We start from the raw sequence: 23,388 nt of genomic DNA, 5'->3' as shown, positions 1-23,388 counted from the left end.
TCACAGGCCGGGGGCGCCCGGGTGCAGGATGCGGGCGACGTTCGCGACCGCGTCGGCGTTGCGGATGCCCGGGCTGATCTCGGCGAACGTGATGCCGGCGAGGCGGCCGTCGCGCACCGCCGGGACCGAGGCGAGCGCGGGGTCGGCGCGCAGCCCGTCGATCACCTGCTGCGCACCCTCCGGACCCGTGTCGGCCGAGCAGCAGGCGGGCACGAGGATGACGTCGGGGTTGCGCCGCACGATCTCCTCCGCGCCGACCTGGGTCTGGCGCCCGCTGACGTCGGCGAACGCCTGCTCTCCGCCGGCGGCCTCGACGATCGTCGTCGCGATGTCGTCGGTCCCGAAGACGCGCAGGCCCGACCCACCCGACGCGAGCCTGTTGAGCACCGCGACGCGCGGCTTCGGCAGCGGCTCGACCACCCCCTGCACCCGCGCGATCTCGGCCCGCATCCCGGCGACGCGCTGCGCGGCGAGGTCGGGCCGCCCCAGGATGCGGCCGAGGTTCGTGATGTCGGCGTAGACCTCGTCGAACGGCACCGGCGCGGCGACGACGTCGGCCTGGGCACCCCCGTCGGACGGCGGGCAGTAGGGCGTGAAGAGGTAGCTGGTGATCCCGATCGACTCGAGCTCCGTGCGCGTCCCCAGACCCTCGGTCGTGAACGCGCCGGTGAAGCCGCTGACGACGAACTCCGGGTCGAGCCGGAGGACCTCCTCGCGGCTGGGGTACTCCTCGGGGAAGTACGCGGACCGCGCCTGTGTCGCGGCGAACTCCGGAAGGATCGGGTTGTCCAGGTAGGCGGTGCCGACCAGGCGGTCCCCGGCGCCGAGCGCGTGGACCATCTCGATGCCGTTCTGGAACGCCGCGAAGATGCGCTCCGGCGGCGCCCCGACGGGCACCGGGCGTCCGCAGTTCTCGATGGTCGCTCCGGCCTCCGGCGGAGGAGCCGCCGGCGCCGAGCTGCACGACGCCGCGAGGGCCAGCGTCAGCACGGCGCCGGCGAGGGCGGCGAGACAGCGGGATCGCGGCACCGGGTGCTCCGTTCGGGCGGGGGTTCGGTGCGCGAGAACGTACCTTCACCTCATCATCTGATGAAGTGTGTTGTCGATAACGACAACCGATTCGCCTCGGTCTTGCTTCCACGTTGCTGCTGCTAGACGTTGGCATCATGTTCGCGAGCACGGTCACCGGCGACGGCTTCCTGGTGCATCCCGGAGCGTTCTCTCCGGACGAGGTCGTGGCGCTGCGCGAGGGCGTCGAGTCGGCGGTGGCCCGGGCGGTCGCCCTCGTGGAGCACGCCGACGCGCACGACCCGGACCGGGTCACCGCGTGGACCACCGACGCCGGACACCTCCTCCAGACGGTCCACGACGCACCGCAGGACACCTCCCTGCACTGGGAGCCCGACAGGACACCGGCCGGCCCGGTCGTCCGCAACCTGCGACCCGTCACGCATCTCGACGCCCGCCTCGACCTCTGGGCCGATCCGCGCCTCACCCGGCCCTCCGCCGATCTCCTCGGTGTCGACACGGTGAGCCCGCTGACCTCAAAGATCAGCGTCAAGCGCGCCCACGTCGGGTCCGAGTTCGTCTGGCACCAGGACCACAGCTTCCTGACCGGATTCCTCGGTCCGCAGCACGCCGCGGAGGTCGTCACCGCGATGCTGCTCCTCGACGACGCCGACGGCGACAACGGCGCACTGTGGCTGGTCCCGGGCACCCACCGCGGCCCGGCGCGCCCGGACCACGAGCCCCCGCGTCCCGGAGACGCCGATCCGGTGCGCGTCGATGCGGCGGCCGGCACGGTCGTGTTCTTCCCGACCCTGATGCTGCACCGGTCGGACGCGAACGGCTCCGACCGCGACCGCCGTGCCCTGTTCCTGCTCTACCAGCCGGCGGGCCGGCCCCACCTCGACGAGACCCGACGGTACGACGGCCCGACCTGACACTCCTGCTTGAACTGTTCACGTTGGCCTGTACCGTTCACCATGTGCTGACCAGTGAGACCCGCCATGCCGCGCTCGCCCGCGTCGGCCGCGCCCTGGCCGACCCCACCCGGTGTCGCCTGCTCGTCGCCCTGCTCGACGGGCCCGGCTATCCCGGTGAGCTGGCCGAGGCGCTCGGGCTCTCCCGGTCCAACGTCTCCAACCACCTGGCCTGCCTGCGCGGCTGCGGACTCGTGGTGGCGTCCTGGGAGGGCCGGCGTACCCGGTACGAGCTCGCCGACCCCCACCTGAGGGCCGCCCTGCGCGAGCTCGCGACCGTCGTGCTCGCCGTCGCACCCACGGACGGCTGCCTCGACGACGCCGAGGTGCCGGCGTGAGCGCCCCCGAGGACGGGCGCCCCGCCCTCCCGGTCGTCGCGGTCACGGAGGCCGGCTCGTCGTGCTGCGCCCACGACGGGGAGCCCGCGACGGAAGCCGCCGGCCCCGAGCGCCGCGCGGTGCTCACGCGCCGGGTCCGGTGGCTCGTCGGCGCGACGATCGCCTACAACGTCGTCGAGGCCGTCGTGGCGATCACGGCCGGCACCGTGGCCTCGTCGGCCGCGCTGATCGGCTTCGGGCTGGACTCGACGATCGAGGTCGCCTCGGCGACGGCCGTGGCCTGGCAGTTCTCCGGGCGCGACCCCGAGTCCCGCGAGCGGGTCGCCCTGCGCGTGATCGCGTTCTCGTTCTTCGCCCTCGCGGCCTACGTCACCGTCGAGGCCGTGCGGGCGCTGTTCGGGGCCGCGGAGGCCGCGCCCTCGACCGTGGGGATCGTGCTCGCCGCCCTGAGCCTGCTGATCATGCCGTTCCTGTCGTACGCCCAACGGAAGGCCGGCCGCGAGCTCGGCTCGAACTCGGCGGTCGCGGACTCGAAGCAGACCCTGCTGTGCACCTACCTGTCCGGCGTGCTCCTGCTCGGCCTGGTGCTCAACGCCACGCTCGGGTGGAGCTGGGCGGACCCGGTCGTCGCGCTGGTCATCTCCGCCGTGGCCGTCAAGGAGGGACGCACCGCCTGGCGCGGCGAGCACTGCTGCTGACGGGACACTCGACGGCATGCGCCTGGGCCTGTTCCTGATCTCCCCGCAGTGGCCGGGCCGCTCGCACGGCGAGGCGCTCGGCGAGACGGTGCGCCTGGCCCGTCTGGCCGACGAGGTCGGCCTCGACGAGGTGTGGCTGGCCGAGCACCACTTCATGTCCTACGGGGTCTGCCCGTCGGCGATCACCCTGGCCGGGCACCTGCTCGCGGCGACACGGCGGATCGGGGTGGGGACGGCGGTCAGCGTGCTGCCCAGCACCCACCCCGTCGCGCTCGCCGAGCAGGCGGCGATGCTCGACCAGCTCGCGCCGGGACGGCTGCGGCTCGGGGTCGGGCGCGGCGGGCCGTGGCGCGAGATGACGGTGCTCGGCGGCGCCGACGGCCTGCGGCGGTGGGAGCGCGGCGTCGGCGAGGAGCTCGACGTGCTGCTCGCCGCCCTGCGAGGACCGACGGTGCGCGGCTCCGGCCCCGGGCTGCGGTTCGACGAGGTGCCGGTGGTCCCGGGTCCCGCGACGCCGGGCGGGCCGCCGGTGTCCGTGGCGGCGACGTCCGCGGCGACGGTCGACGCGGCGGCCGCCCGCGGACTGCCCCTGCTGCTGGGCATGCACGCGGGCCTCGACGAGAAGGCGGGGGACGTGCGGCGCTGGGCCGAGCAGGCGGGCGGACCGGTCGCCGATCACCTGTCGGTCGGGATCGCCCACGTCGCCGACACCCGCGGCGAGGCGCAACGCGCGGTGCGCGCGGCGCTGCCCCGCTGGCTGCGCCCCGGCCTCGCCGGCTACGTCCGCGCCGACGGTGCGCCGCGCACCCCCCGCGACGCCGACGAGTACACCGACCTGCTGTGCCGCCTGCACGCCGTCGGCACCGCCCTGGACCTCCACGCCGCCCTGGAGGACACCCGCGTGCGCGTCGGGGTCGACCGGGTGGCGCTGATGGTCCAGACCACGGACGACCCCGGGCGCACGACGGAGACCGTCACCGCGCTCGGTGAGGTGCGGCAGAGCCTCGTCAGCAGTCGCGCAGCTCCGGCGACTGGTTGAGCAGCTGGCCGCGCGGCGACACGAACGCGCGGTGGGTGTCGCCGCCGACCGCGTCCGGGCGGAAGGCGGCCACGCGGTGGCAGTTCTGGAACGCCAGGCGCATTCCGAAGTGCCGCTCCAGGCCCCCGCGGATGGCGTCCGACGCCAGCGCCCGCAGGAGCTGGCCGCGCTCCGCCTCCGAGGGAGGCGGTACCTCGTGATCGGCCATCTCGCCCCCGGACACCTCGAGGTCGGCGGCGACGGAGGAGATCACCTCCCAGGCGTAGGGCAGCGACGTGCGGACGCACGCGACGAACTCGTCGTCCGACACCGCGCCGCGTTCGGCGGCGGCGAGCAGATCGGGGGACACGTCGAGCGACATCGGACCTCCAGCGGCGGGGAACGGGCGCACCTCAGCCAACGCGGCGGAGGAGAGCGACCACAAGCTCCGGTCGGGCGGTGCGGCGCTCGCTCTCCGTGACGCCTCCTCGCTCCCGCGGCGAGAGCACCACCCCGTCGGCGCAGGCGCGGAACCATCAATGCTCCCGCATGTGACCAGAGGGTCACGGCCCACGGGATGCACGAAAAGTGGGAACGATTACCATTTGACGAACGGACCGAGGAGGAGGACGACAGCGATGACGATCCCGAGTACCGCGCGCGGCGCGGCACGCCCCCGTCGACGCGGGGCGATGCCGTGGCTGGGCGCCGTGGTGGGACTGCTGGGCCTGGTGACGGCCTGCTCGTCCGGTGGCGGGCAGGCCCCACCACCGAGCGCCGAGGCCCCGGCGCCCGCCCCCTCGGCGGCCCCCGCGCCGACGCGCACCCTCAACGTCGTCGCGACCACCAACGTGTGGGGTGACATCGTCTCGCGGGTCGCCGGGCCGGAGGCGCAGGTGCGCGCGATCATCTCCGACCCCAACGTCGACCCGCACTCCTACGAGGCCACGCCGGCCGACGCCCAGGCGATCACCCAGGCCGACATCGTGGTGTTCAACGGCGGCCACTACGACGAGTGGGCCGAGCAGGCCCTCGAGGCCTCCCCCGGCGCGCAGGAGAAGTCGATCGAGGCCTTCGCCCTGCGGCCCGACCAGGCCGAGGAGAACGAGCACGTCTGGTTCGACCCCGCCACCGTCAGCGCGGTCGCCCGCGAGGTCGCGAACCGGCTCGGTCAGGTCGACCCGGCCCAGGCGCAGGCGCTGAACCAGCGGGCCGACGCCTTCGCCGGTCAGGTGGAGCAGATCGGCCAGCAGTACGCCGCGATCGGGCAGGCCCGACCGGGACTGCAGAGCCTGGCCAGCGAGCCGGTGCCCTTCTACCTCACGCAGGCGGCCGGCATCACCGACGCCACCCCCGAGGAGTTCGCCGAGGCCATCGAGGCGGAGACCGACCCGCCCGCCGCAGCCGTCGCGGCGACCAACGCACTGTTGACCAACCGCCAGGTGAACGTGCTGTTCTTCAACCCCCAGACCGAGTCGCCGGTCACCCAGAACCTGCGCACCCTGGCCGACCAGAACCAGATCCCGGTCGTGGAGGTCGGCGAGACGCTGCCCCCGGGTATGGACTACCTCGCCTGGTATGGCGGGCTGCGCTCGCAGCTGGCGACCGCCGTGGGGGCGCCGCAGTGACCTCGGGTCACGCGATGTCGACGACCGGCGCCGCCCAGGTGGCGCCGGTCGTCGCCCTGCGCGACGCCGCCGTCGAGCGCGGCACACGCCGGCTCTGGTCCGACCTCGACCTCGACGTCACCCCTGGCGAGTTCGTCGCGATCCTCGGGCCCAACGGGTCGGGCAAGACGACCCTGCTCACGGTCCTGCTGGGCCTGCTGCCTCTCGCCGACGGGGAGGTCCAGGTCGTCGGGCGACGGCCCCAGCGCGGTTCGCCGCGCGTCGGGTACGTGCCGCAGCAGAAGACGCTCGACCCGTCGGTGCCGCTGCGCGGCCGGGACTTCGTCGGCCTCGGTCTCGACGGGCACCGCTTCGGACCGGTCCTCGGTGCCCGGCGCCGCGAGCGGCGCCGGCGCATCGACGACGCGCTGCACCAGGTCGGCGCGGACGCGTGGGCCGACGCGCCCGTCGGGCGTCTCTCCGGCGGCGAGCAGCAGCGTCTGCGGGTCGCCCAGGCCCTCGTCGGCGACCCCGAGCTCCTGCTCTGCGACGAGCCCCTGCTCTCCCTCGACCTCGCCCACCAGAACATCGTCGTCGACCTGCTCGACCGGCGACGCCGCGAGCACGGCACCGCGGTGCTGTTCGTGACCCACGAGATCAACCCCGTGCTCCCGGTGGTCGACCGCGTCCTCTACCTCGTCGACGGCCGGTTCCGTGTCGGTACGCCCGACGAGGTCATGACCTCCGAGACGCTCTCCGAGCTCTACCGCACCGACGTGGACGTCGTCCGGATCCGCGACCGCATCGTGGTCGTCGGGCACGAGAACGCCCCGCGACACCACGTGGGCGAGCAGGACGACGTGGTCATGACCTCCTCGCCCGCCGCCTCCTGACCGGCCGGAGCCCACCGTGGACGACCTCATCGACCTCTCCCAGACCGCCGAGCTGCTCGGGCTGTCGTTCGTGCAGTCGGCGCTCGCCGCCGGGGCCGTGCTCGCGCTGCTCGCGGGCCTGCTCGGCCCCCTCGTGGTGGGGCGCGGCATGGCCTTCGCGACCCACGGCATCAGCGAGCTCTCCTTCGCCGGTGCCGCCGGGGCGCTGCTGATCGCCGGCACCGCCTTCGTGGGCGTCGGGGCGCTGGTCGGCGGCATCCTCGTCGCGGTGATCTTCGCGACCCTCTCCACGCGCGCCCGGCACAACGACACCGTGATCGGCGTCGTGCTGGCGTTCGGGCTCGGTATGGGCGTGCTGTTCCAGTCGCTCTACCAGGGCCGCACCGCGAACAAGTTCAGCCTGCTCGTCGGTCAGATCGTCGGGGTCGACAGCGAGCAGGTGATCACCCTCGCCACGGTCGGCGTCGTGGTCGCGGTGGCGCTCGTCGCGCTCTACCGCCCCCTGCTGTTCGCGAGCCTCGACCCGGACATGGCCCTCGCGCGGGGCGTGCCGACCCGCGCGCTGGGCATCGCCTTCGCGGTGATGCTGGGCACGACGGTCGCCCTCGGCATCCAGATCGTGGGGGCGCTGCTCGTGCTCGCGCTGCTCGTGACCCCGGCGGCGGCAGCGACCGCCGTCACCGCCAACCCCGTCGTGGCCACGGTGCTCTCGGTGGTCATCGCCGAGGTCGCGGTGGTCGGGGGCATCATTCTCTCCCTGTCCCCGGGCCTGCCCATCAGCCCCTACGTCACCACGATCGGGTTCGTGATCTACCTGGGCTGCCGCGCGATCGGCGCCGTCCGGCTGCGCCGTGCCGGGCGACGGGTGCCGGCCGAACCGTCCGTCACCGGCCCCGCACCGGTCACGACGGCCCGGTGATTCCCCCGCCCGGGTCACGCCCGGACCCTCGGCCGACCCGCCGGCTGCCCGATGCCAGGCTTGCGCGACCCGTGATCACACGCAGGAGGAGCAGGACGTGAAGGTGGCCTTCGTCGGCAAGGGCGGCAGCGGCAAGACGACGCTGGCGTCGTTGTTCGCACTGCGCGCGGCCCAGAGCGGCGCCCCCGTGCTCGCCCTCGACGCCGACATCAACCAGAACCTCGCGGTGGCCCTGGGCGCCGACGAGGAGGTCGCGGCGGGACTGCCCACCCTTCCCGACCACCTGACCGCGCTCAAGGACTGGCTCCGCGGCGAGAACCCGCGCATCCCCTCCGCCGCCGCGATGATCAAGACGACACCGCCCGGACGGGGCTCGCGGCTGGTCACGGTCACCGAGGACAACCCGGTCTACGACGCCGCCGTGCGCGAGGTTGTCCCCGGGGTAAGGCTGGGCCTCGCGGGCGCCTTCACCCCCGACGACCTCGGGGTCGCGTGCTTCCACGCCAAGACCGGTGCGGTGGAGCTGCTGCTCTCGCACCTGCACGACGGGCCGGGTGAGTACGTCGTGGTCGACATGACCGCCGGTGCCGACGCGTTCGCGTCCGGGCTGTTCACCCGGTTCGACGTCACCTTCGTCGTGGTCGAACCGACGATGCGCTCGGTCGGGGTGTACCGCCAGTACGCGGGGTACGCCCGCGACTTCGGGGTGCGCCTCGCCGCCGTCGGCAACAAGGTCGACGATCCCGCCGACGAGGAGTTCCTCCGCGACGAGCTCGGAGGCGACCTGGCGGGCGTGCTCGACCGCTCGGCGCACGTGCGGGCCGGCGACCGGGGGGCCGCGCGCGACATCCGTAGCCTCGAGGAGCACAACGCCGCCGTGCTCGACGCCCTGCGCCGCACGGTGGACGCGGTGCCGAAGGACTGGGCCCGGTACCAGGACGACGCGGTCCGGTTCCACCTCCGCAATGCAGCGTCCTGGGCCGGGCCCGAGCTCGCCGAGCAGGTCGATCCCGACTACGTCCCCGGGCTCCTCACCGGACGGACGTCATGAGCACGAGAGGACGGAGCAGCCAGTGATGTTCGCGGGAGCGCTCGCCAGGGCCGCGGGTGCGGTGGCCACCGGTGTCGTCGGGGTGGCCGTGGTGGAGGGCGCGCGCAAGCTCGTGGGCCCGCAGTCGGTGCACCGTGCAGCCGTCGCGGTCACCACGGTGGGCCTCCGGGGGGCCCGAGCGGCCGAGACGGGCGCGGAGCGGGCACGTCTCGCCCTGGGTGACGTCGTCGCCGAGGCGCGGGAGCGCGTCGGTGAGCAGGCCCCGGTCCCGGGCAGCACCGGCGACGGCCACGCGCACGACCACGAGCACTGATGCCCGCGGCGGTGGTGGACATCCGCTCGGCCCCGAGCGCCTCGCGGCTCGTCTCGGACGCCGCGGGGCGCGTGCGCTACGACTGCCCCTGGCTGCGGGGTGACGTCGCGCGGGCCGTGCTCGTCGAGGAGACCCTCGGGGCGCTGCCCGGCATCCGCCAGGTCCACGCCTACCCGCGGACCGGCGCCGTCGTCGCCTGGACCGAGCCCACCACCGGGCGCGACGGCCTCGTCGCGGCGCTCACCGACGTGGCGACGCGCGCCGTCACCGGTCCGCCCGCGCGGGCACCGCGGTCCGCCGAGGTGCGCAATCGCGACCTCGTGCGGATCGTGGCCGGCGGCGTCGCCCTGCTCCTGCTCGGCGGGCGCCGCTGGGTGCTGGGCCGCCCGCCGGTGCTCGGCCCGACCAGCCGGACCCTGGCCACCGGCGTCACGATCTTCACGGGCTACCCGTTCCTCCGCGGCGCCCTGCGCGCCCTGGTCGGCGGGCGCGGCGCCGGCACCGACGCGCTGGTCTCGACGGCCACCGTCGCGAGCCTCGTGCTGCGCGAGAACGTCGTCGCCCTGACCGTGCTCTGGCTGCTGACCATCGGCGAGTACCTGCAGGACCTCACGCTGCGCCGCAGCCGCCGGGCGATCTCCGACCTGCTCACCGGCTCGCGCACCACCACCTGGATGCGGCTGGTCGACGGCACCGAGATCGAGGTCGACATCGCCCGGGTGGCGGTGGACGACGAGGTCGTCGTCCACGAGCAGGTGGTCCTGCCCGTCGACGGCGTCGTCGTCGAGGGCACCGGCGTCGTCGACCAGGCCGCCATCACCGGGGAGAACCTCCCCGTCCAGGTCGAGGCGGGCACGCGCATCCCCGCCGGCGCCGTCCTGTTGCGCGGGCGGCTCGTCGTGCGCGCCGTCGCGGTCGGCCGTGACAGCGCGATCGGGCGGATCATCGAGCGCGTCGAGACCGCGCAGGCCGACCGGGCGCCCATCCAGACCGTCGGCGAGTCGTTCTCCCGGCGCTTCGTGCCGCTGTCGTTCGCGCTCGCCGGCATCACGCTCGTGCTCACCCGCGACGTCCGCCGGGCGATGACGATGCTGCTGGTCGCCTGCCCGTGCGCGGTCGGTCTCTCGACACCGACGGCCATCAGCGCGGCCATCGGCAACGGGGCCCGGCGCGGCATCCTCATCAAGGGCGGTTCGCACCTCGAGGCCGCGGGACGTGTCGACGCCGTCGTGTTCGACAAGACCGGGACCCTGACCACCGGACGGCCCGTCGTCACCAACGTCGTCTCCTTCGACGACGACTGGGAGCCCGAGCAGGTCCTCGCGCACGCGGCCAGCTCGGAGATCCACTCGAGGCACCCGCTGGCGCAGGCGGTGATCCGCTCCACCGAGGAGCGGCGGATCGTGATCCCGCCGCACGAGGAGTGCGAGGTCATCCTCGGGCAGGGCATGCGCGTCCAGGCCGACGGCCGCACCCTGCTCATCGGGTCCCGGGAGCTGCTGCGCAAGCAGGGCGTCGCCGTCTCGCGCAAGGCCCACGGGTGGGTCCGCAAGCTGCAGCGCGCCGCGGAGACCCCGCTGCTGCTGGCCGTCGACGGGGGGCTCGTCGGCCTCATCAGCCTGCGGGACACCGTGCGGCCCGAGTCGGCGGCGGTGCTCGACCGGCTGCGCGCCGACGGGGTCACGCGCATCGTCATGCTCACCGGCGACCACCCCGAGACCGCCGCGGCCGTCGCCGCCGAGCTCGGGATCGACGAGTGGCGGGCCCAGGTCACGCCGGCCGACAAGCACGACGTGGTCCGGGACCTGGTGGCCGAGGGCCACACCGTGGCGATGATCGGGGACGGCACCAACGACGCGCCGGCCCTCGCCCTCGCGGACATCGGCATCGCCATGGGCGTCGGCGGCACCGACGTCGCGGTGGAGACCGCCGACGTCGCCCTCGCCGGCGACGACCTGACCCGGCTGCTCGAGCTGCGCGACCTCGGCCGGCACGGTGTGGCCCTGATCCGACAGAACTACGGCATGTCGATCGCGGTCAACGCCGTCGGCCTGGTGGTCTCCGCCGCCGGTGCCCTCTCCCCCGTCGTCGCCGCGATCCTGCACAACGCCTCGTCGGTGGCCGTGGTCGCGAACTCGAGCCGGCTCATCCGCTACCAGCTGGCGGGGGACGACGCGGTGGAGCGTCGGCGACCCGCGTCGTGAGCGCCGCCCCCCGCTCGGGGACGGCCCCGGACCCCTCCGGGCAGCGGGGCCTCACGGCGGCGGCCCTGCTGCTCGCCGCCGTCTGCGTGGCGATGCTCGTCGGGCGGCAGGTGTGGGCCGTCGCGGGCGGCGACGGCGTCACGGCGGCGACCTGGGCGACCCTGTTCTCCGCGGTCGTGCTCCAGGCGCTGCCCTTCCTCGCGCTCGGCGTGCTGGTGGCCGCCGTGGTGTCGACGATCGTGCCGACGCGGTTCCTGCGACGCACCCTCGGCGGTCGCTCCTGGGCCGCGGTCCCGATCGCGACGGCCTCGGGCGTGGCGCTCCCCGGCTGCGAGTGCGGGTCGGTACCCGTCGCGGCCCGGCTCATGACCCGCGGCGTCCGACCGCCGGCCGCCCTGGCCTTCATGCTGTCGTCGCCGGCGGTGAACCCGGTGGTGATGGTGGCGACCGCGGTGGCCTTCCCCGGACGGCCGGTCATGGTCGTCGCGCGCGTCGCGGCGTCGGCGGCGGTCGCCCTGGTCGTCGGGGCGCTCTGGTCGCGGTTCGGCCGCGGCATCCCCGGGGCCACGGCGGAGGTCGACGAGCACGACCACGGTGCCGCCGCTCCGCCGTCGCGGGCTCGCGAGATGCTGCTCACCGCCCGCCACGACCTCCTCCAGGCCGGCGGGTTCCTCGTGATCGGGGCCGCGGTCAGCGCGACGCTGACCATGGCCATCCCACCGACCTGGGCCGAGACCCTGGCCGGGGTCCCGGCGATCTCGGTCCTGGTGCTCGGTGTCCTGGCCGTGCTGCTCGCGGTGTGCTCCGAGGCGGACGCCTTCGTCGCGTCCGGGCTCACCGCCTTCTCCCCCACCGCGCAGCTCGCGTTCATGGTCGTCGGCCCCGCCGTCGACCTGAAGCTCGTCACCCTCCACCTCGGGACCTTCGGCGCCGACTTCACCGCCCGCTTCGTCCCCCTGGCCTTCGCCACCGCGCTCCTCGCGAGCCTCGCCGTCGGGGGGCTGCTGCTGTGAGGGGACCGATGAGCGCCGCCGTCCTCGTCGGGCTCGGGGGCACACTGCTCGCGCTGACCCTGTCCGGGGAGTACCTCGACTACGTGCGCGCCGCGCACCGGCCGTGGCTCCTGCTGACCGCCGCCGGGCTGGTCGCCCTGGGGCTGTTCGGCCTCCTCGTCCCCGACGAGCAGGCGCCGCGACCGCGTGCCCGGCTGCACACCCACGGCCCCCTCGCCGCGCCGCCCGAGGCGATCGCGGCGGCCCGTCGCGCCGAGCGGCGCCACGACCACCATGCGATCCCCGCCGTGGGGTGGCTGCTGTGCCTGCCGATGCTGCTGGTCCTCGTGGTCACGCCGCCGCCGCTGGGCGCCTTCGCCGCCGCGCGGTCCGACGCCGCCGTGCCCCGACCACCGGCCAGCACCCGCTTCACCCCTCTGCCCGCCGGTGACCCCGTGCCGCTCGCGGTCCACGACTACGCCGCCCGCGCCGCGTGGGACGACGGCCGGACGCTCGCCGGGCGCACCGTCACCCTCACCGGCTTCGTCACCCCGGACGACCGCGGCGGCTGGTCGGTGACCCGCGCCGTGATGACCTGCTGCGCCCTCGACGCACGCAGCTACCTCGTCCACGTCGACGGCGACGGCTCCCCGCACGCGGCCGGCGCGTGGGTCGAGGTCACCGGCCGCTACGCGCCGCCGCCGGACCCGGCGGGCCACACCGCGACCGTCGCGGCCGCCGCCGTGCGTCCGGTCGCGCGCCCGACGAACCCCTACGAGGAGACCTGACGACCGCTGCCGGGGAGGGCTCCGGCCGGCACGCCCGCGCCCCAGGGCCGCAGCACCTCGCCGGCCCAGGCGGCGAGCAGGGGCTCGTCGTGGCTGACGGTCAGGACGCCGAGGCCCCGCTCCACCTCCTCGCCGATCACCGACACCAGCGCCGCGGTGGTCGAGGCGTCGAGCATGGCCGTCATCTCGTCGCACAGGAGGTACGCCGGCGCGGGGGCCAGGGCCCGGCCCAGGCAGGCCCGCTGGAGCTGGCCGTCGGACACCTCGTGCGGACGCCGGGTGCGCAGCTCGGCGGTCAGCCCCACCCGCTCGGCGAGCTCGTCGGCGCGCGCGCCGAGCACGCCCGGGTCGCGCTCGCCGGCGGCGCGCAGCGGCTCGAGGAGCAGGTCCTCGAGGGTCAGGCGCGGGTCGGCGGCGGCACGCGGCTGCTGGAACACGACCCCGAGGCGCCGGCGCAGCGCCGCCGGTGCGCCGAACCGCACCCGGGGCGTGGTCGCGCCGTCGACCGCGACGTGCCCCGCCCACGGCGGGTGGAGCAGCGCGAGCATCCGCACCAGGGTCGACTTGCCGCACCCGCTGGGGCCCGCGACGCCGACGACCCGCCCGCGCGGCACGGTGATGTCGAGGTCGCGCACCACCGCGTGGCCCCGGCGCCAGCCGCCGGTCAGCGCGCGTCCGTCGAGGCTCATCGCGCCACGCACCCCACCGCGCGCTCCCCGAAGAGCACGAGCCGCGGGTCGTCGGTGCAGGTCGCGGCGTGCTCCGGGCTCCGCGGGCGGAACGGGCACCCGTCGGGCAGGGCCGAGAGCTCGGGCGGGTGGCCCGGGATCGGCGCGAAGCCCTCGCCGGGCAGCGCGCCGAGCAGGCCCGCGGTGTAGTCGTGCCACGGGTCGGCCAGGACGTCGGCGACCGGTCCCGTCTCGAGCAGCCGCGACGCGTACATCACCGCGAGGTCGTCGGCGGCCCGCCGTGCCGCCCGCAGGTCGTGGGTGATCACCAGGACGGCGCGGCCCTCGTGTGCCGTGGCGGCGAGCAGGTCCATCGTGTGGTCGACCAGCGGGCGGTCGAGGCCCGCGGTCGGCTCGTCGGCCAGCAGCACCGGAGGATCGCCGGCCAGGGCGGCGGCGAGGCCGACCCGCTGCGCCGTGCCGCCGGACAGCTCGTGGGGGTAGAGGTCGAGTGCCGCGACGGGCAGCTGGACGCGCTCGGCGAGCTCGCCGACGTCGATCCCCGAGCCCAGGTGCCGCACCGTCTCGCGCAGCTGCGCGCCGACCGTCCGCGTCGGCGTGAGGTAGCTGCCCGCCGACTGCCCGACCAGCCCGATCCGACGCCCCCGCACCCGCTCGCGCAGCGTGCGCTCGTCCGCCGCGAGCAGGTCCAGGTCCCCGAGCACCGCCTCTCCCCGCACCTCGGCGGTCGACGGCAGGAGCCCCGTGAGCGCCTCGGTGAGCACCGACTTGCCACAGCCGGACTCCCCGACCAGCGCGAGCAGCCGCCCGGGGCGCAGGTCGAGGTCGACGTCGCTGACCGCCCGCACCCACCGCGCCGGGCGCCGCCCCAGGCGGAAGCGGACGTCGAGGCCGCGCACCCGCAGGCCCGTCCCGGTAGTCACAGGGCCAGCTCCGAGCGTCGGCGCGGCAGCGTGCGGTCGCGCCACCACGCGGCGATCCCGGCGACGGCGAGCGTCGTCGCGGCGAGCAGGGCCGACGGGAAGACCACGATCCACCAGCTCCCGAGCAGGACGGCCTGGCGGCCCTCGGCGAGGATGTTGCCGATGCTCGCCAGATGGGGCGGCAGGCCGAGCCCGAGGAAGCTCAGCGCGGTCTCGTGCCACACGGCGTGCGGCAGGATCAGCACCGCCGAGAGCACCGCCGGCGGCACGACGGCGGGCAGCAGGTGGCGGCGCAGCACGCGCCCCCGCGAGGCCCCGCCGCTGACCGCCGCGTCGACGAACGGGCGCTCGCGCAGCGAGAGCACCTCGGAGCGGACCACCCGCGCGACCGTCGTCCAGTGCGTCAGCCCGATCGAGGCGATCACCGCGAGCACGCTGCCGCGGTAGAGCGCGACGATGACGATCCCGAGCATGAGGTGCGGGACGGCGTTCACCCCGTCGACGAAGCGCATGAGCACCCGGTCGACCCAGCCGCCCAGCAGGCCCGACGCCGCCCCGAACAGGGTGCCGATGACCGTGGCGATCACCGCGCACGACGCCGCGACGAGCAGCGAGATCCCGAGGCCCTTGAACGCGCGCAGGGCCACGTCGCGCCCGACCGAGTCGGTGCCGAACGGGTGTGCGAGCGAGGGTGGCTGCCGGATCGCGGTGTAGTCGACGAGGCCCTCGTCGAGCCCGCCGAGCCACGGGACTCCCACGGCGGCCAGGGTCAGCACGACCAGCCCGCCCACACCCCAGACCAGCCGTGCACGGCCCCGCCACGGCGACCGCGCGCCGCGGACCGACCCCGGGCGTCGGTGGCCCGCCGGGCGCCACGCCGACTCGGTCCTGGGTCGCGTGTCGACCTCAACCATCGGCGCGCACCCGCGGGTCCAGCAGCAGCACGGCCACGTCGGCGATCAGCGCGCCGGCGAGCACCGCCACGGTCGTCAGCAGTGTCAGCGCCGCGAGCAGCGGGAAGTCGACGGCGAGCGCGGCGGTGACGATCGCCGCGGCGATTCCCGGCCACGAGAACACCGTCTCGACGAGCACCGCGCCGGTCACGAGCTCGGGCAGGCGGTTGCCGAGCACGGTGACGAAGGGCAGCAGCGCGGTCGGGAGGGCGTGGCGCAGGACCACCACCCGCTCGGGCAGGCCGCGGGCCCGGGCGCCGAGCACGTGGTCCTCGTCGAGCGCCCCGATCAGTGACGACCGCGCGTGCAGCACGAGCCACGGCGTCTGCGACACCCCGAGCACCAGCGCGGGCAGGACGATGTGCCGCGCGACCTGGTCGAACGTCGCCGGCGCCCCCGCGTCGGTGAGTCCGGCGACGGGCAGCACCGGCCAGGCCACGGCGAACACCGCGATCGCGGCGAGGGCGAGCACGAACGGCGGCAGGCCCTCGAGGGTGTGCCCGACGGCCGTGACCGCGCGGTCGACCCACCCGCCCTGGCGCCAGGCCGCCACCACCGCGGCGCTCAGCGAGAGGACGACGCTGACCAGCAGCCCCAGCGCCACCAGCAGCAGGGTCCACGGCAGGCGCTGGGCGATGACGGTGGCGACCGGCTGCCGGAACGACAGGCTCTGACCGAGGTCGCCGGAGAACACCCCGCCGATCCAGCGCCCGAACTGCTCCCACACCGGGATGTCCAGCCCCAGCTGGGCGCGCGCGTTGGCGATGTCGGCGCCGGACGCGGAGAAGATGCCGGCGCCGAAGTACTGGTAGACGGGGTCGAACGGCGACACCGCGGCCAGCACGAACACCGTGATCGCCACGAGGACCACGACCGGCACGGCCACCAGGAGCCGCCAGGCCACGAGCTTCGCGACCTCGCGGCCGCGGTGCCGCGCGGGGAGGGTGTCGACGGCAGCCGTCACGAGCTGCACCTGATCATGACCGGGGCGTCCAGTCCTCGACGTTCCACCACGGGCCCCACGTCGTGCCGTGGGTGTGGGGCTCGACGACGGGCTGGTAGCCGTCGAAGCGGTCGCGGGTGAGGTAGCTGTGGCCGAGGAAGGTCAGGAAGACCATGCCGGGGTCGGCGGCGTAGGCGGTCTGGAACCGGCGCAGCTCGGCGGCCCGCGAGGCCCGGTCGGGGGCGCGCTGGGCGGCCTCGAGGGCGGCGTCGACCTGCGCGTTCCGGTACGAGCCGGGGTTGTTGTAGCCGTCGGCGGCGTTCGACGAGTGCAGCAGCTGCCAGCTCTTGAACGCGGTGTCGAACGGGTTGCCGCCGCCGAGGACGACCGCGTCGGTGCCCAGGCGTGGGTCGATCGCGTCCCAGCCGAGGCCCTCGAGGCGGACGTCGACACCGACCGCCCGCGCGTCCGACGCGAACGCCTGCGCGAGGTCCCGACGCACGGTGTCGCTCGCCCCGTACATCAGCGTGAACCGTGCCGGCAGACCGTTGCGCGCCCGCACGCCGTCAGGACCGCGCACCCAGCCCGCGGCGTCGAGCATCGTGTTCGCCGCGGCCGGGTCGTAGGCGAACTGCGCGGTCGGCTCGACCTCCTCGGGCAGCACGTCGGGGACCGGAGTCGACGCCGGGCGCCCCTGGCCCGCGAGCAGGGCGTCGATCATGCCCTGGCGGTTGACCGCGCGGTTGAGCGCCTGGCGGATCGCCAGGTCGGCGGTCACCGGGTTGGCCATCGGCATCGTGATCGTGCGGTAGTCGGCGCTCGCGTGCTCGCGCAGCACCATCCCCTGGGCCTGGACCTGCCCGGCGATGCCGCGCGCGAGCGAGGGCGGGAGCACGGTGCCGTCGAACTCGCCGGTCGCGGTGCGCTGGGCGCGGGTGTTGTCGTCCTCGGCCATGACGATCGTGATGCGCCGGACCGCGGGCGCGCCACCGTGGTACCGCTCGTTGGCCTCGAGGACCATCGACGAGCCCTGCCGCCACTCGGTCATGCGGTAGGGACCGGTGCCGACCGGCCGCGTGCCCAGGCTGAGGTTCGACGCCGGGCCGGGGGTCGCCAGCGCCTCCGACGGCACGATCGGCAGGGTCAGCCGGCCCGGGAACAGCAGGAACGGGTAGCTCAGGTCGAACCGGACCGTCTGCGGGTCGACGGCGGTCACCCCGCGCAGCATCGGGAAGCCCGAGCTGACGGTGGCCGCCCGGGCGGGGTCGAGCACGGCCGAGTACGTCGCGACCACGTCCTGCGCGTCGAACGGCGTCCCGTCGTGGAAAACGACGCCCGGCCGCAGCGGGACCGTCCAGGACAGCCCGTCGGGCGACGGTGTCGGCACCGCCACGGCGAGGTTCGGCTGCGGGTTCCGGTCGGCGTCGAACGCGATCAGACCGTCGTAGATCTTCGACGCGCCCTCCTCGCCGTAGCCGAGCAGGGGATTGAGGTCGTCGGGCTCGTAGCCGTCGGCGAGCACCATCGCGGACGGGTCGGCGCCGGACGGCGCCGGCCCGGTGGTCGGGGCGGAGCAGGACGCGGCGACGAGGCCGGCGAGGAGCGCGACGATCACGAACCGGACGCGGGGCACGTCGGGGGACAGTAGGTCGCTGTCACCGACTCGGGCAACGGCTTGATTATCGCTACTGCCTAGGATAGGCAGTAGAACGCAGCGCTCAGGGTGACGCACAGACGGCGACGAAGACGAGCCCCTCCGGGCCGGCCCTGAGGTGCCGGGACGACTCCACGGTCACCCCGATGAACTGCCCCGGTCCGACGGGGGTCTCCTCCCCGTCCACGACCAACCACCCGCGCCCGCCGAGGATCGCGTAGGCGTCCTCGGCGTGGTCGTCCCGGTGGTCGTGCGGAACCGTCTCCTCCCCCGCCGGCAGCTCGATCTGGTACAGCCCGAACGCGGTGATCCCGAGGGCCTCACCCACGCGCTTCTCGAAGGGGCTCGCGGCGGGGTGCGGGCCCCGCCCCGTGGTGAGGGCGGCCGGATCGACGATCTGGAAGGTCACGAGCACGAACCTACGGGGCGCCGCCCGCGCGGGCGGGCGGCCGCGAGCACGAGGCGTGACGCCCGGGACGGTCGGTCGACCGATGCCGCCACGTCACGCGCCGCGGCACCCGGCGACCGGCGCCGCAGCAGCGTCCCGCGATCCGGGACGCCCACTTGACTTCACAGACCAGTGAACCTACCGTCGGTGGCGACTTCACAGATCGGTATAGGAGGCGCGGTCGGGATGAGTGAGGGACGGGACGCCACCGGATGGGTGCTGCCGGAGGAGTTCGAGACCGACGAGGGGGTCGTGCGCTGGGCGCGACTGGGCGAGCGCGGGGAGCCGATCGTGCTGGTGCACGGCACCCCCTACTCCTCCTACCTGTGGCGCGACGTCGCCCCGGCCCTGGCCCGCACGCGCACCGTCTACGTCTTCGACCACCTCGGCTACGGGCGGTCCGACCAGCGCGAGGGCCAGGACCTCACCCTCGCCGCCCAGGCCCGCCGCTTCGCCCGGCTCCTCGAGCACTGGGGACTCGAGGCCCCGAGCGTGGTCGCGAACGACATCGGGGGCGCGATCGTCCTGCGCGCCCACCTGCTCGAGGAGGCCCGCTACCGCGACCTCACGATCTTCGACGCCGTCAGCGGCGGGCGCTGGGAGCGCGGCCTGTTCGCCCTGATGCGCGAGCACCCCGAGGTCTTCGCCGCCCTGCCCGGCTACGCCCACGAGGCCCTGGTCGCGGCCCACCTGCGTAACGCCAGCCACCGCGGTCTGCGCCCCGAGGTGCTCGACGCCTACCTCGCGCCGTGGCGCGGCGCCGACGGCCAGGCCGCCTACTACCGGCAGTACCGCCAGCTCGCCGAGGCCGACACCCGCCCCTACGAACCCCTGCTCGCCGACATCAGCATCCCCGTGCGGCTGCTCTGGGGCCGCCACGACCGGATCCTCCCGCCGGAGTACGGCACGTGGTTGCACGAGCACATCCCGCACGCCGAGATGCACTGGATCGACGACGCCGGCCACCTGCTCCAGGAGGACGCGCCGGCCCGGCTCGTCGCCCACCTGCTCGCCGACGTGCCGGCGCCCCGCTGAACGGAGCGCCGGGCCCGGTCGGGGATCAGACCCCCGTCCCGACCTCCACGGGCTTGTTCTTCCTCTTGTCCATCCCGTTCTCGACCGCTCCCCAGGTGAGGACGGCGGCGACGGGGGCGAGGGCCACCGCGAGGGCCTTCGCGCCGGGACCGAGCACTCGCAGGACGAGGCCAGCGATGATCACCATGGGCTCCTCGGGTCGGGGAACACGACGATAGCGGGGTGGCGTGCGGCCGAGAGCCCGATCCGGGTCGGACGCGCTGGATCGGGCCCCTCCGCACGAGCTCACCGCGGGATCGCGTCCGGCGGGAGGTCGCTGCTCGGGGCGTTGCCCCCGACGACCGGGGTCAACGTGACCGTCCACGTCGTGAACTGCGTCGAGGACGTGGTGAACGGGAACGGGTCGTCGTAGCGAGTGGCCCGGCGGTCGGCGGTGAACCCGCGGATGTCCTCGTTCCACCCGCTGCCGGTGGCGATGTAGATGTCGTAGGTGCCGTCGGGGACGTCGCTGACGGTCGCGCTCTCCCCGGCCCGGACGTAGACGCCGCGGACCACCTGCTGGCCGGACGCCAGGGTGACGTAGGCGTCGGTGCTCCCGCCGTTCTCGGCGGTCAGCCGGCCGTTCCCGGTGCCTCCCTGCTCGACGAGCACGGTGCCGGTCGCGGGACGCGGCCCCTTCGGTCCGGGGAGGGGCGGTGTGCTCGGTGCCGGAGCCGCGGTGGTCGCGGCCGGTCCCGGAGGCGACGCGTCGGAGGCACCGAGCCGGACCAGCCCGACCAGGCCGAGGACGACCACCGCCACGGCGATCAGCACGTTCCGTCCCGTCCGGGGGCGCGGCGGCCCGGGGGGCCGGCCGGGAGCCGGAGGACCTCCGAGGCCAGCGGGCGGCGGACCCGGCGGGACCGCCGGCGACGGAGGCCAGGCCGGCTGGCCGGCCGGCGGGGTCGCCGGGGAGAACGGGTGCACGTACGGCGCGGGCGTCCCGGGGTGGACGGTGCCCGAGGAGAGGACGGGCGGTGCTCCCGGGAACGGGCCGTTCCACGGGGTCCGGTCGTGATGGGTGCGGGGTGTGGTCATCGCGTGCCCCTCGTGGAGCGGGACCGCCCGGTCGGCCTGTCCCGGATACCCACGAGCGTGCTCGCCGGTGACCGCGGTCACGAGGGGGCGGACACCCGGCCGGGGTGGTGTCGGCCCCCGGTCCCACCGGGGGCAGCGCAGTCACCGTCCGGCGCGCCCGGCCGACTGGTGATATCAGTCTGTTGATCCGAGCGCGGTGCGCACGTGCCCGAGGAGCTCGTCGAGCATGCCGGCCTGGGCGGGCGTGAGACCCAGCGCGGCCGGGGTGTTGAACGCCCACACCGACGGCCACGCCCGCTCCAGGGCCGTCCGCCCGGCCTCGGTGAGCGCGATGCCCACGCGCCGGCCGCGCCCGCCCGGCCGCGCGCGGACGACGAGACCCTGCTCGAGCAGCGAGCTCAGCAGTACGCCGATGCTCTGCGGGCGGACCAGCACCCGCCGGGCCAGCTCCGCCTGGGTCAGTCCGTCGTCGCCCTCGTCGAGCCGCTGGAGCTCGAGGAGGACGGCGAACTGGGTGGGCGTGAGGTCCGTCCCGGCGAACAGCTCACCGAACCGCAGCCCGACGACGTGCGCGGTCTGCACGAGGTGGCCAGGACGTCGTGGTCTTCGCGGCCGGTCCGCCGGGCCGGCGCGCCCGAGGGCTCTACTCGGACGCGGCACGGGCCATCGTGGCCGCCATGCACCGTTGCGGGGTCGACCGCTTCGTCGGCATCACCTCGGCCGGGGTGCGCGACGACGATCCCGAGCTCGCCCTCTGGTACCGCCTGCTGGTCCGGCCCCTCCTCCGCGAGCTCTACGCCGACATGGTCCGGATGGAACAGATCGTGCGGGCCGGCGGTTTCGACTGGACCTTCGTCCGCCCCGTCCTGCTCCTCGACGGCGAGGCCACCGGCACCTACCGCGTGCTCGACGGGGCCACTCCCGCACGGGGCCGCACCATCACCCGCGCCGACCTGGCGGACTTCATCGTCGGGGAGATCGACCAGCCCCGGTGGTCGCGCCTCGCCCCGACGCTGGCCCAGTGAGCGCGTCGACGTCACCCCGGCCGCCCGAGCCCGCCGACCGGCCCGCGCCGGGAGGCAGCTGTCGCAATCCACTGGGTCGCCGGCACCAAGCTCGCCGGTAGGGCGTTTCCCGCGTCGCCCTGCGGCAACGTCACACAGGTGGCACGCCATCGCGACACGGGCGCCGGCACGCGCCCGGAGCTGCCCGCCGAGGGCAGCCGTTCCCACCGTCGCCCCGAGAGCGTGACCCGCAACCGCGCCGTCTCCGTCGTGGCTGTCGGTGCCCTCGCGGGCGGGATCGCGGTCGCCGGCACGTCCGGACCCTGGTCGCCGGATGCCGGACCGGACCGGCCCGAGACCCGTGCCGGGGACCGGTCGGGGACGGAGGACGCCGAGCCCGGGGTGTCCCCCGTGCCACCGCCGAGCGCTCCCGCGCCGCCCGAGGCGATCCCGGCCGCCGCGCCGGCGCCGGTCGCGGAGCCGCCGGCGCCGTCGATGTGGCGGGCCGACGGTCCGGGCGCGTTCCGGCGGACACCGTGGAACACCGTGGGCGCCCTGCCGCCCCGGGTGGACGACGACGAGGTGGCCGTCGCCCTGACCGGACGCGGCCAGCGCAGCGAGGTCGAGCCCGACGTGCCCGCCGCCCAGGAGGGCGACCGCCACGACCTGACCTTCTCGGTGCGGCTGGACGGCGAGTTCGCCCGGACTCCCGCAGCCCAGCAGGTCATCGCCCGGTGGGAGAACGACGGCCCGGGGTCGGCGCCGATCGATCTGCGGGTGCGCGACGGGGAGCTCGTGCTGCACGGCGGCGAGGGTCACCCGTCGGGGCCGCGCACGGTCACCCACGACCTCGGTCCGGCGCCGGTGGGCGAGTGGACCGACCTGCGCGTGCAGGTGGACTTCTCGGCGAACCCCGACAAGGCCCGCGTCAGCGTGTGGCGGGACGGACGGCTCGTCGTGGACGATCACCCGCCCGGCGGCACGCTGTACCCGGGCCAGCAGAGCTACCTCAAGGTCGGCCTGCACCGGGACCGCCTCCTCGCGCAGCCCAGCTCCGTGCGGTTCCGGACCTGGCACCTCGAGCACGGCCCCACCGCGCCGGAGGCCGGGACCACCGACCCGGCGCCGCCGGCGGAGAGCTCGTCCCCGTCGGACGCGTCGGCGCCGGAGACGTCCGAGGCGTCGTCGCCGACCGCGTCGGCCCGGGACCTCGCGGCACTGGCCCGGGCGGTGGAGCGGGAGACCGACCGGGAGACGACCTCGAGCGAAGGGGCGCGTCGCACCGCGTCGGAGGACCGGTCGGCGTCGGACCGCGACGGGAGCTCGACCCGCGGCTCGGGGTCCGACCGCCGCGCGACGTCCGACCGCGGCTCGACCGCGGAGGGCTCGGAGCACCGCGCGCGGGCCGGCGACGACCGCGACGACGACGAGCCCCGGTCCCGCGCGACGGAGCGGGACCGGCGGACGCAGGACCGCTCGACCGACGACAGGCCAGGGGACGACCGATCCGGGCAGGACCGGTCCGAGGACGACCGATCCGGAGAGGACCGGTCCGGCGAAGACCGATCCGACGACGACCGATCCGACGTCGACCGGTCCGACGACGACCGGTCCGGGGCCGACCGGTCCGGGGACCACCGGTCCGACGACGACCGATCCGACGACGACCGATCAGACGACCGGTCCGAGCGCCGCGGATCCTCGCGCGACGAGTCGGACGGCCGGTCGGAGCACGACCGGTCCGACCACTCCGACCGCGACCACTCCGACCGCGACCACTCCGACCGCGACCGCTCCGACCGCGACCGCTCCGGCGGAGGCCGCGCCGACCGCTCCGGGCCCGACACCGACGCGTGACA

At 75.2% G+C, this 23,388-nt stretch carries 26 protein-coding genes; 15 read left to right on the top strand and 11 right to left on the bottom strand.

What is annotated here, in order from left to right; all coding sequences use genetic code 11:
* Positions 1–1,029: an ABC transporter substrate-binding protein gene (locus ACYX4T_RS27195; RefSeq protein WP_476012325.1), complete on the bottom strand. Its 1,029-nt coding sequence runs from the start codon at positions 1,027–1,029 to the stop codon at positions 1–3.
* A 137-nt stretch (positions 1,030–1,166) separates the two neighbouring features.
* Between ACYX4T_RS27195 and ACYX4T_RS27190 the strand changes: the two genes are divergently transcribed.
* From ACYX4T_RS27190 to ACYX4T_RS27175, 4 genes are all read left to right on the top strand, one after another.
* The gene (locus tag ACYX4T_RS27190; RefSeq protein ID WP_476012324.1) at positions 1,167–1,943 is read left to right on the top strand and encodes a phytanoyl-CoA dioxygenase family protein; all 777 of its coding nucleotides are present in this window, start codon (positions 1,167–1,169) and stop codon (positions 1,941–1,943) included.
* Between the two features lie 44 nt (positions 1,944–1,987).
* Complete coding sequence (gene cmtR, locus ACYX4T_RS27185) at positions 1,988–2,320, top strand: Cd(II)/Pb(II)-sensing metalloregulatory transcriptional regulator CmtR (protein WP_476012323.1); 333 nt, start codon at positions 1,988–1,990, stop codon at positions 2,318–2,320.
* Positions 2,321–2,439: 119 nt separating this feature from the next.
* Entirely contained in the window at positions 2,440–3,018 is a 579-nt protein-coding gene (locus ACYX4T_RS27180; RefSeq protein ID WP_476015381.1) for a cation efflux transmembrane domain-containing protein, read from the top strand.
* 16 nt (positions 3,019–3,034) lie between these two features.
* Positions 3,035–4,057 (top strand): LLM class flavin-dependent oxidoreductase, encoded by a 1,023-nt coding sequence (locus ACYX4T_RS27175; RefSeq protein WP_476012322.1) that lies wholly within the window; start codon positions 3,035–3,037, stop codon positions 4,055–4,057.
* Here ACYX4T_RS27175 and ACYX4T_RS27170 read toward each other — a convergent pair.
* Complete coding sequence (locus ACYX4T_RS27170; protein ID WP_476012321.1) at positions 4,026–4,418, bottom strand: SCO5389 family protein; 393 nt, start codon at positions 4,416–4,418, stop codon at positions 4,026–4,028. The two genes, ACYX4T_RS27175 and ACYX4T_RS27170, sit on opposite strands and share 32 nt — an antisense overlap.
* A 256-nt stretch (positions 4,419–4,674) precedes the next feature.
* On the opposite strand from ACYX4T_RS27170, the gene ACYX4T_RS27165 reads away from it, so the two are divergent.
* The 8 genes from ACYX4T_RS27165 (at position 4,675) to ACYX4T_RS27130 (ending at position 12,803) form a co-directional block, all read left to right on the top strand.
* A complete protein-coding gene (locus tag ACYX4T_RS27165) occupies positions 4,675–5,664 on the top strand; it encodes a metal ABC transporter solute-binding protein, Zn/Mn family (RefSeq protein WP_476012320.1) in 990 nt (329 codons plus the stop codon).
* A 14-nt stretch (positions 5,665–5,678) separates the two neighbouring features.
* Entirely contained in the window at positions 5,679–6,536 is an 858-nt protein-coding gene (locus ACYX4T_RS27160) for a metal ABC transporter ATP-binding protein (RefSeq protein ID WP_476012319.1), read from the top strand.
* 16 nt (positions 6,537–6,552) lie between these two features.
* A complete protein-coding gene (locus ACYX4T_RS27155; RefSeq protein ID WP_476012318.1) occupies positions 6,553–7,455 on the top strand; it encodes a metal ABC transporter permease in 903 nt (300 codons plus the stop codon).
* A 97-nt stretch (positions 7,456–7,552) separates the two neighbouring features.
* Positions 7,553–8,506, top strand: a complete 954-nt coding sequence (locus ACYX4T_RS27150; RefSeq protein WP_476012317.1) for an ATP-binding protein — start codon at positions 7,553–7,555, stop codon at positions 8,504–8,506.
* 25 nt (positions 8,507–8,531) lie between these two features.
* Entirely contained in the window at positions 8,532–8,819 is a 288-nt protein-coding gene (locus ACYX4T_RS27145; protein ID WP_476012316.1) for a DUF1490 family protein, read from the top strand.
* Complete coding sequence (locus ACYX4T_RS27140; protein ID WP_476012315.1) at positions 8,819–11,023, top strand: heavy metal translocating P-type ATPase; 2,205 nt, start codon at positions 8,819–8,821, stop codon at positions 11,021–11,023. The genes ACYX4T_RS27145 and ACYX4T_RS27140 overlap by 1 nt, the downstream gene beginning before the upstream one ends.
* A complete protein-coding gene (locus ACYX4T_RS27135; RefSeq protein ID WP_476012314.1) occupies positions 11,020–12,036 on the top strand; it encodes a permease in 1,017 nt (338 codons plus the stop codon). Before ACYX4T_RS27140 ends, ACYX4T_RS27135 begins: the two co-directional genes overlap by 4 nt.
* A gap of 8 nt (positions 12,037–12,044) precedes the next feature.
* Positions 12,045–12,803, top strand: coding sequence for a TIGR03943 family putative permease subunit (locus ACYX4T_RS27130; RefSeq protein ID WP_476012313.1), 759 nt, complete (start codon positions 12,045–12,047; stop codon positions 12,801–12,803).
* Here ACYX4T_RS27130 and ACYX4T_RS27125 read toward each other — a convergent pair.
* The 6 genes from ACYX4T_RS27125 to ACYX4T_RS27100 form a co-directional block, all read right to left on the bottom strand.
* The gene (locus ACYX4T_RS27125; RefSeq protein ID WP_476012312.1) at positions 12,788–13,492 is read right to left on the bottom strand and encodes an ABC transporter ATP-binding protein; all 705 of its coding nucleotides are present in this window, start codon (positions 13,490–13,492) and stop codon (positions 12,788–12,790) included. The genes ACYX4T_RS27130 and ACYX4T_RS27125 overlap by 16 nt on opposite strands.
* Entirely contained in the window at positions 13,489–14,415 is a 927-nt protein-coding gene (locus ACYX4T_RS27120) for an oligopeptide/dipeptide ABC transporter ATP-binding protein (protein ID WP_476012311.1), read from the bottom strand. Before ACYX4T_RS27120 ends, ACYX4T_RS27125 begins: the two co-directional genes overlap by 4 nt.
* Positions 14,412–15,173, bottom strand: coding sequence for an ABC transporter permease (locus ACYX4T_RS27115; RefSeq protein WP_476012310.1), 762 nt, complete (start codon positions 15,171–15,173; stop codon positions 14,412–14,414). The genes ACYX4T_RS27120 and ACYX4T_RS27115 overlap by 4 nt, the downstream gene beginning before the upstream one ends.
* Before the next feature lie 148 nt (positions 15,174–15,321).
* Complete coding sequence (locus ACYX4T_RS27110; RefSeq protein WP_476012309.1) at positions 15,322–16,332, bottom strand: ABC transporter permease; 1,011 nt, start codon at positions 16,330–16,332, stop codon at positions 15,322–15,324.
* A 13-nt stretch (positions 16,333–16,345) separates the two neighbouring features.
* Positions 16,346–17,944: an ABC transporter substrate-binding protein gene (locus tag ACYX4T_RS27105; RefSeq protein ID WP_476012308.1), complete on the bottom strand. Its 1,599-nt coding sequence runs from the start codon at positions 17,942–17,944 to the stop codon at positions 16,346–16,348.
* An 85-nt stretch (positions 17,945–18,029) separates the two neighbouring features.
* A complete protein-coding gene (locus ACYX4T_RS27100; RefSeq protein WP_476012307.1) occupies positions 18,030–18,374 on the bottom strand; it encodes a cupin domain-containing protein in 345 nt (114 codons plus the stop codon).
* A gap of 225 nt (positions 18,375–18,599) precedes the next feature.
* Here ACYX4T_RS27100 and ACYX4T_RS27095 point away from each other — a divergent pair, with 225 nt between their 5' ends.
* On the top strand, positions 18,600–19,448 hold the full coding sequence (locus ACYX4T_RS27095; RefSeq protein ID WP_476012306.1) for an alpha/beta fold hydrolase: 849 nt from the start codon (positions 18,600–18,602) through the stop codon (positions 19,446–19,448).
* Positions 19,449–19,473: 25 nt separating this feature from the next.
* On the opposite strand, the gene ACYX4T_RS27090 is transcribed toward ACYX4T_RS27095, so the two are convergent.
* The 3 genes from ACYX4T_RS27090 to ACYX4T_RS27080 all read right to left on the bottom strand — a co-directional run bounded on the left by ACYX4T_RS27090 (position 19,474) and on the right by ACYX4T_RS27080 (position 21,107).
* On the bottom strand, positions 19,474–19,635 hold the full coding sequence (locus ACYX4T_RS27090) for a hypothetical protein (protein WP_476012305.1): 162 nt from the start codon (positions 19,633–19,635) through the stop codon (positions 19,474–19,476).
* Between the two features lie 98 nt (positions 19,636–19,733).
* A complete protein-coding gene (locus tag ACYX4T_RS27085) occupies positions 19,734–20,261 on the bottom strand; it encodes a hypothetical protein (RefSeq protein WP_476012304.1) in 528 nt (175 codons plus the stop codon).
* Positions 20,262–20,699: 438 nt separating this feature from the next.
* Positions 20,700–21,107 carry a MarR family winged helix-turn-helix transcriptional regulator gene (locus ACYX4T_RS27080; RefSeq protein WP_476012303.1) on the bottom strand — a complete coding sequence of 136 codons (408 nt, stop codon included), beginning with the start codon at positions 21,105–21,107 and terminating at the stop codon, positions 20,700–20,702.
* A 17-nt stretch (positions 21,108–21,124) separates the two neighbouring features.
* Between ACYX4T_RS27080 and ACYX4T_RS27075 the strand changes: the two genes are divergently transcribed.
* Entirely contained in the window at positions 21,125–21,550 is a 426-nt protein-coding gene (locus ACYX4T_RS27075) for an NAD(P)-dependent oxidoreductase (RefSeq protein ID WP_476012302.1), read from the top strand.
* Between the two features lie 138 nt (positions 21,551–21,688).
* The gene (locus ACYX4T_RS27070; protein ID WP_476012301.1) at positions 21,689–23,386 is read left to right on the top strand and encodes a heparin lyase I family protein; all 1,698 of its coding nucleotides are present in this window, start codon (positions 21,689–21,691) and stop codon (positions 23,384–23,386) included.
* Positions 23,387–23,388 lie beyond the last annotated feature (2 nt).

The organism is Actinomycetospora sp. ABD4_176 (assembly GCF_056311855.1).
The sequence above is the reverse complement of the archived record's forward strand: the minus strand, read 5'-3'. Positions and strand labels throughout refer to the sequence as shown.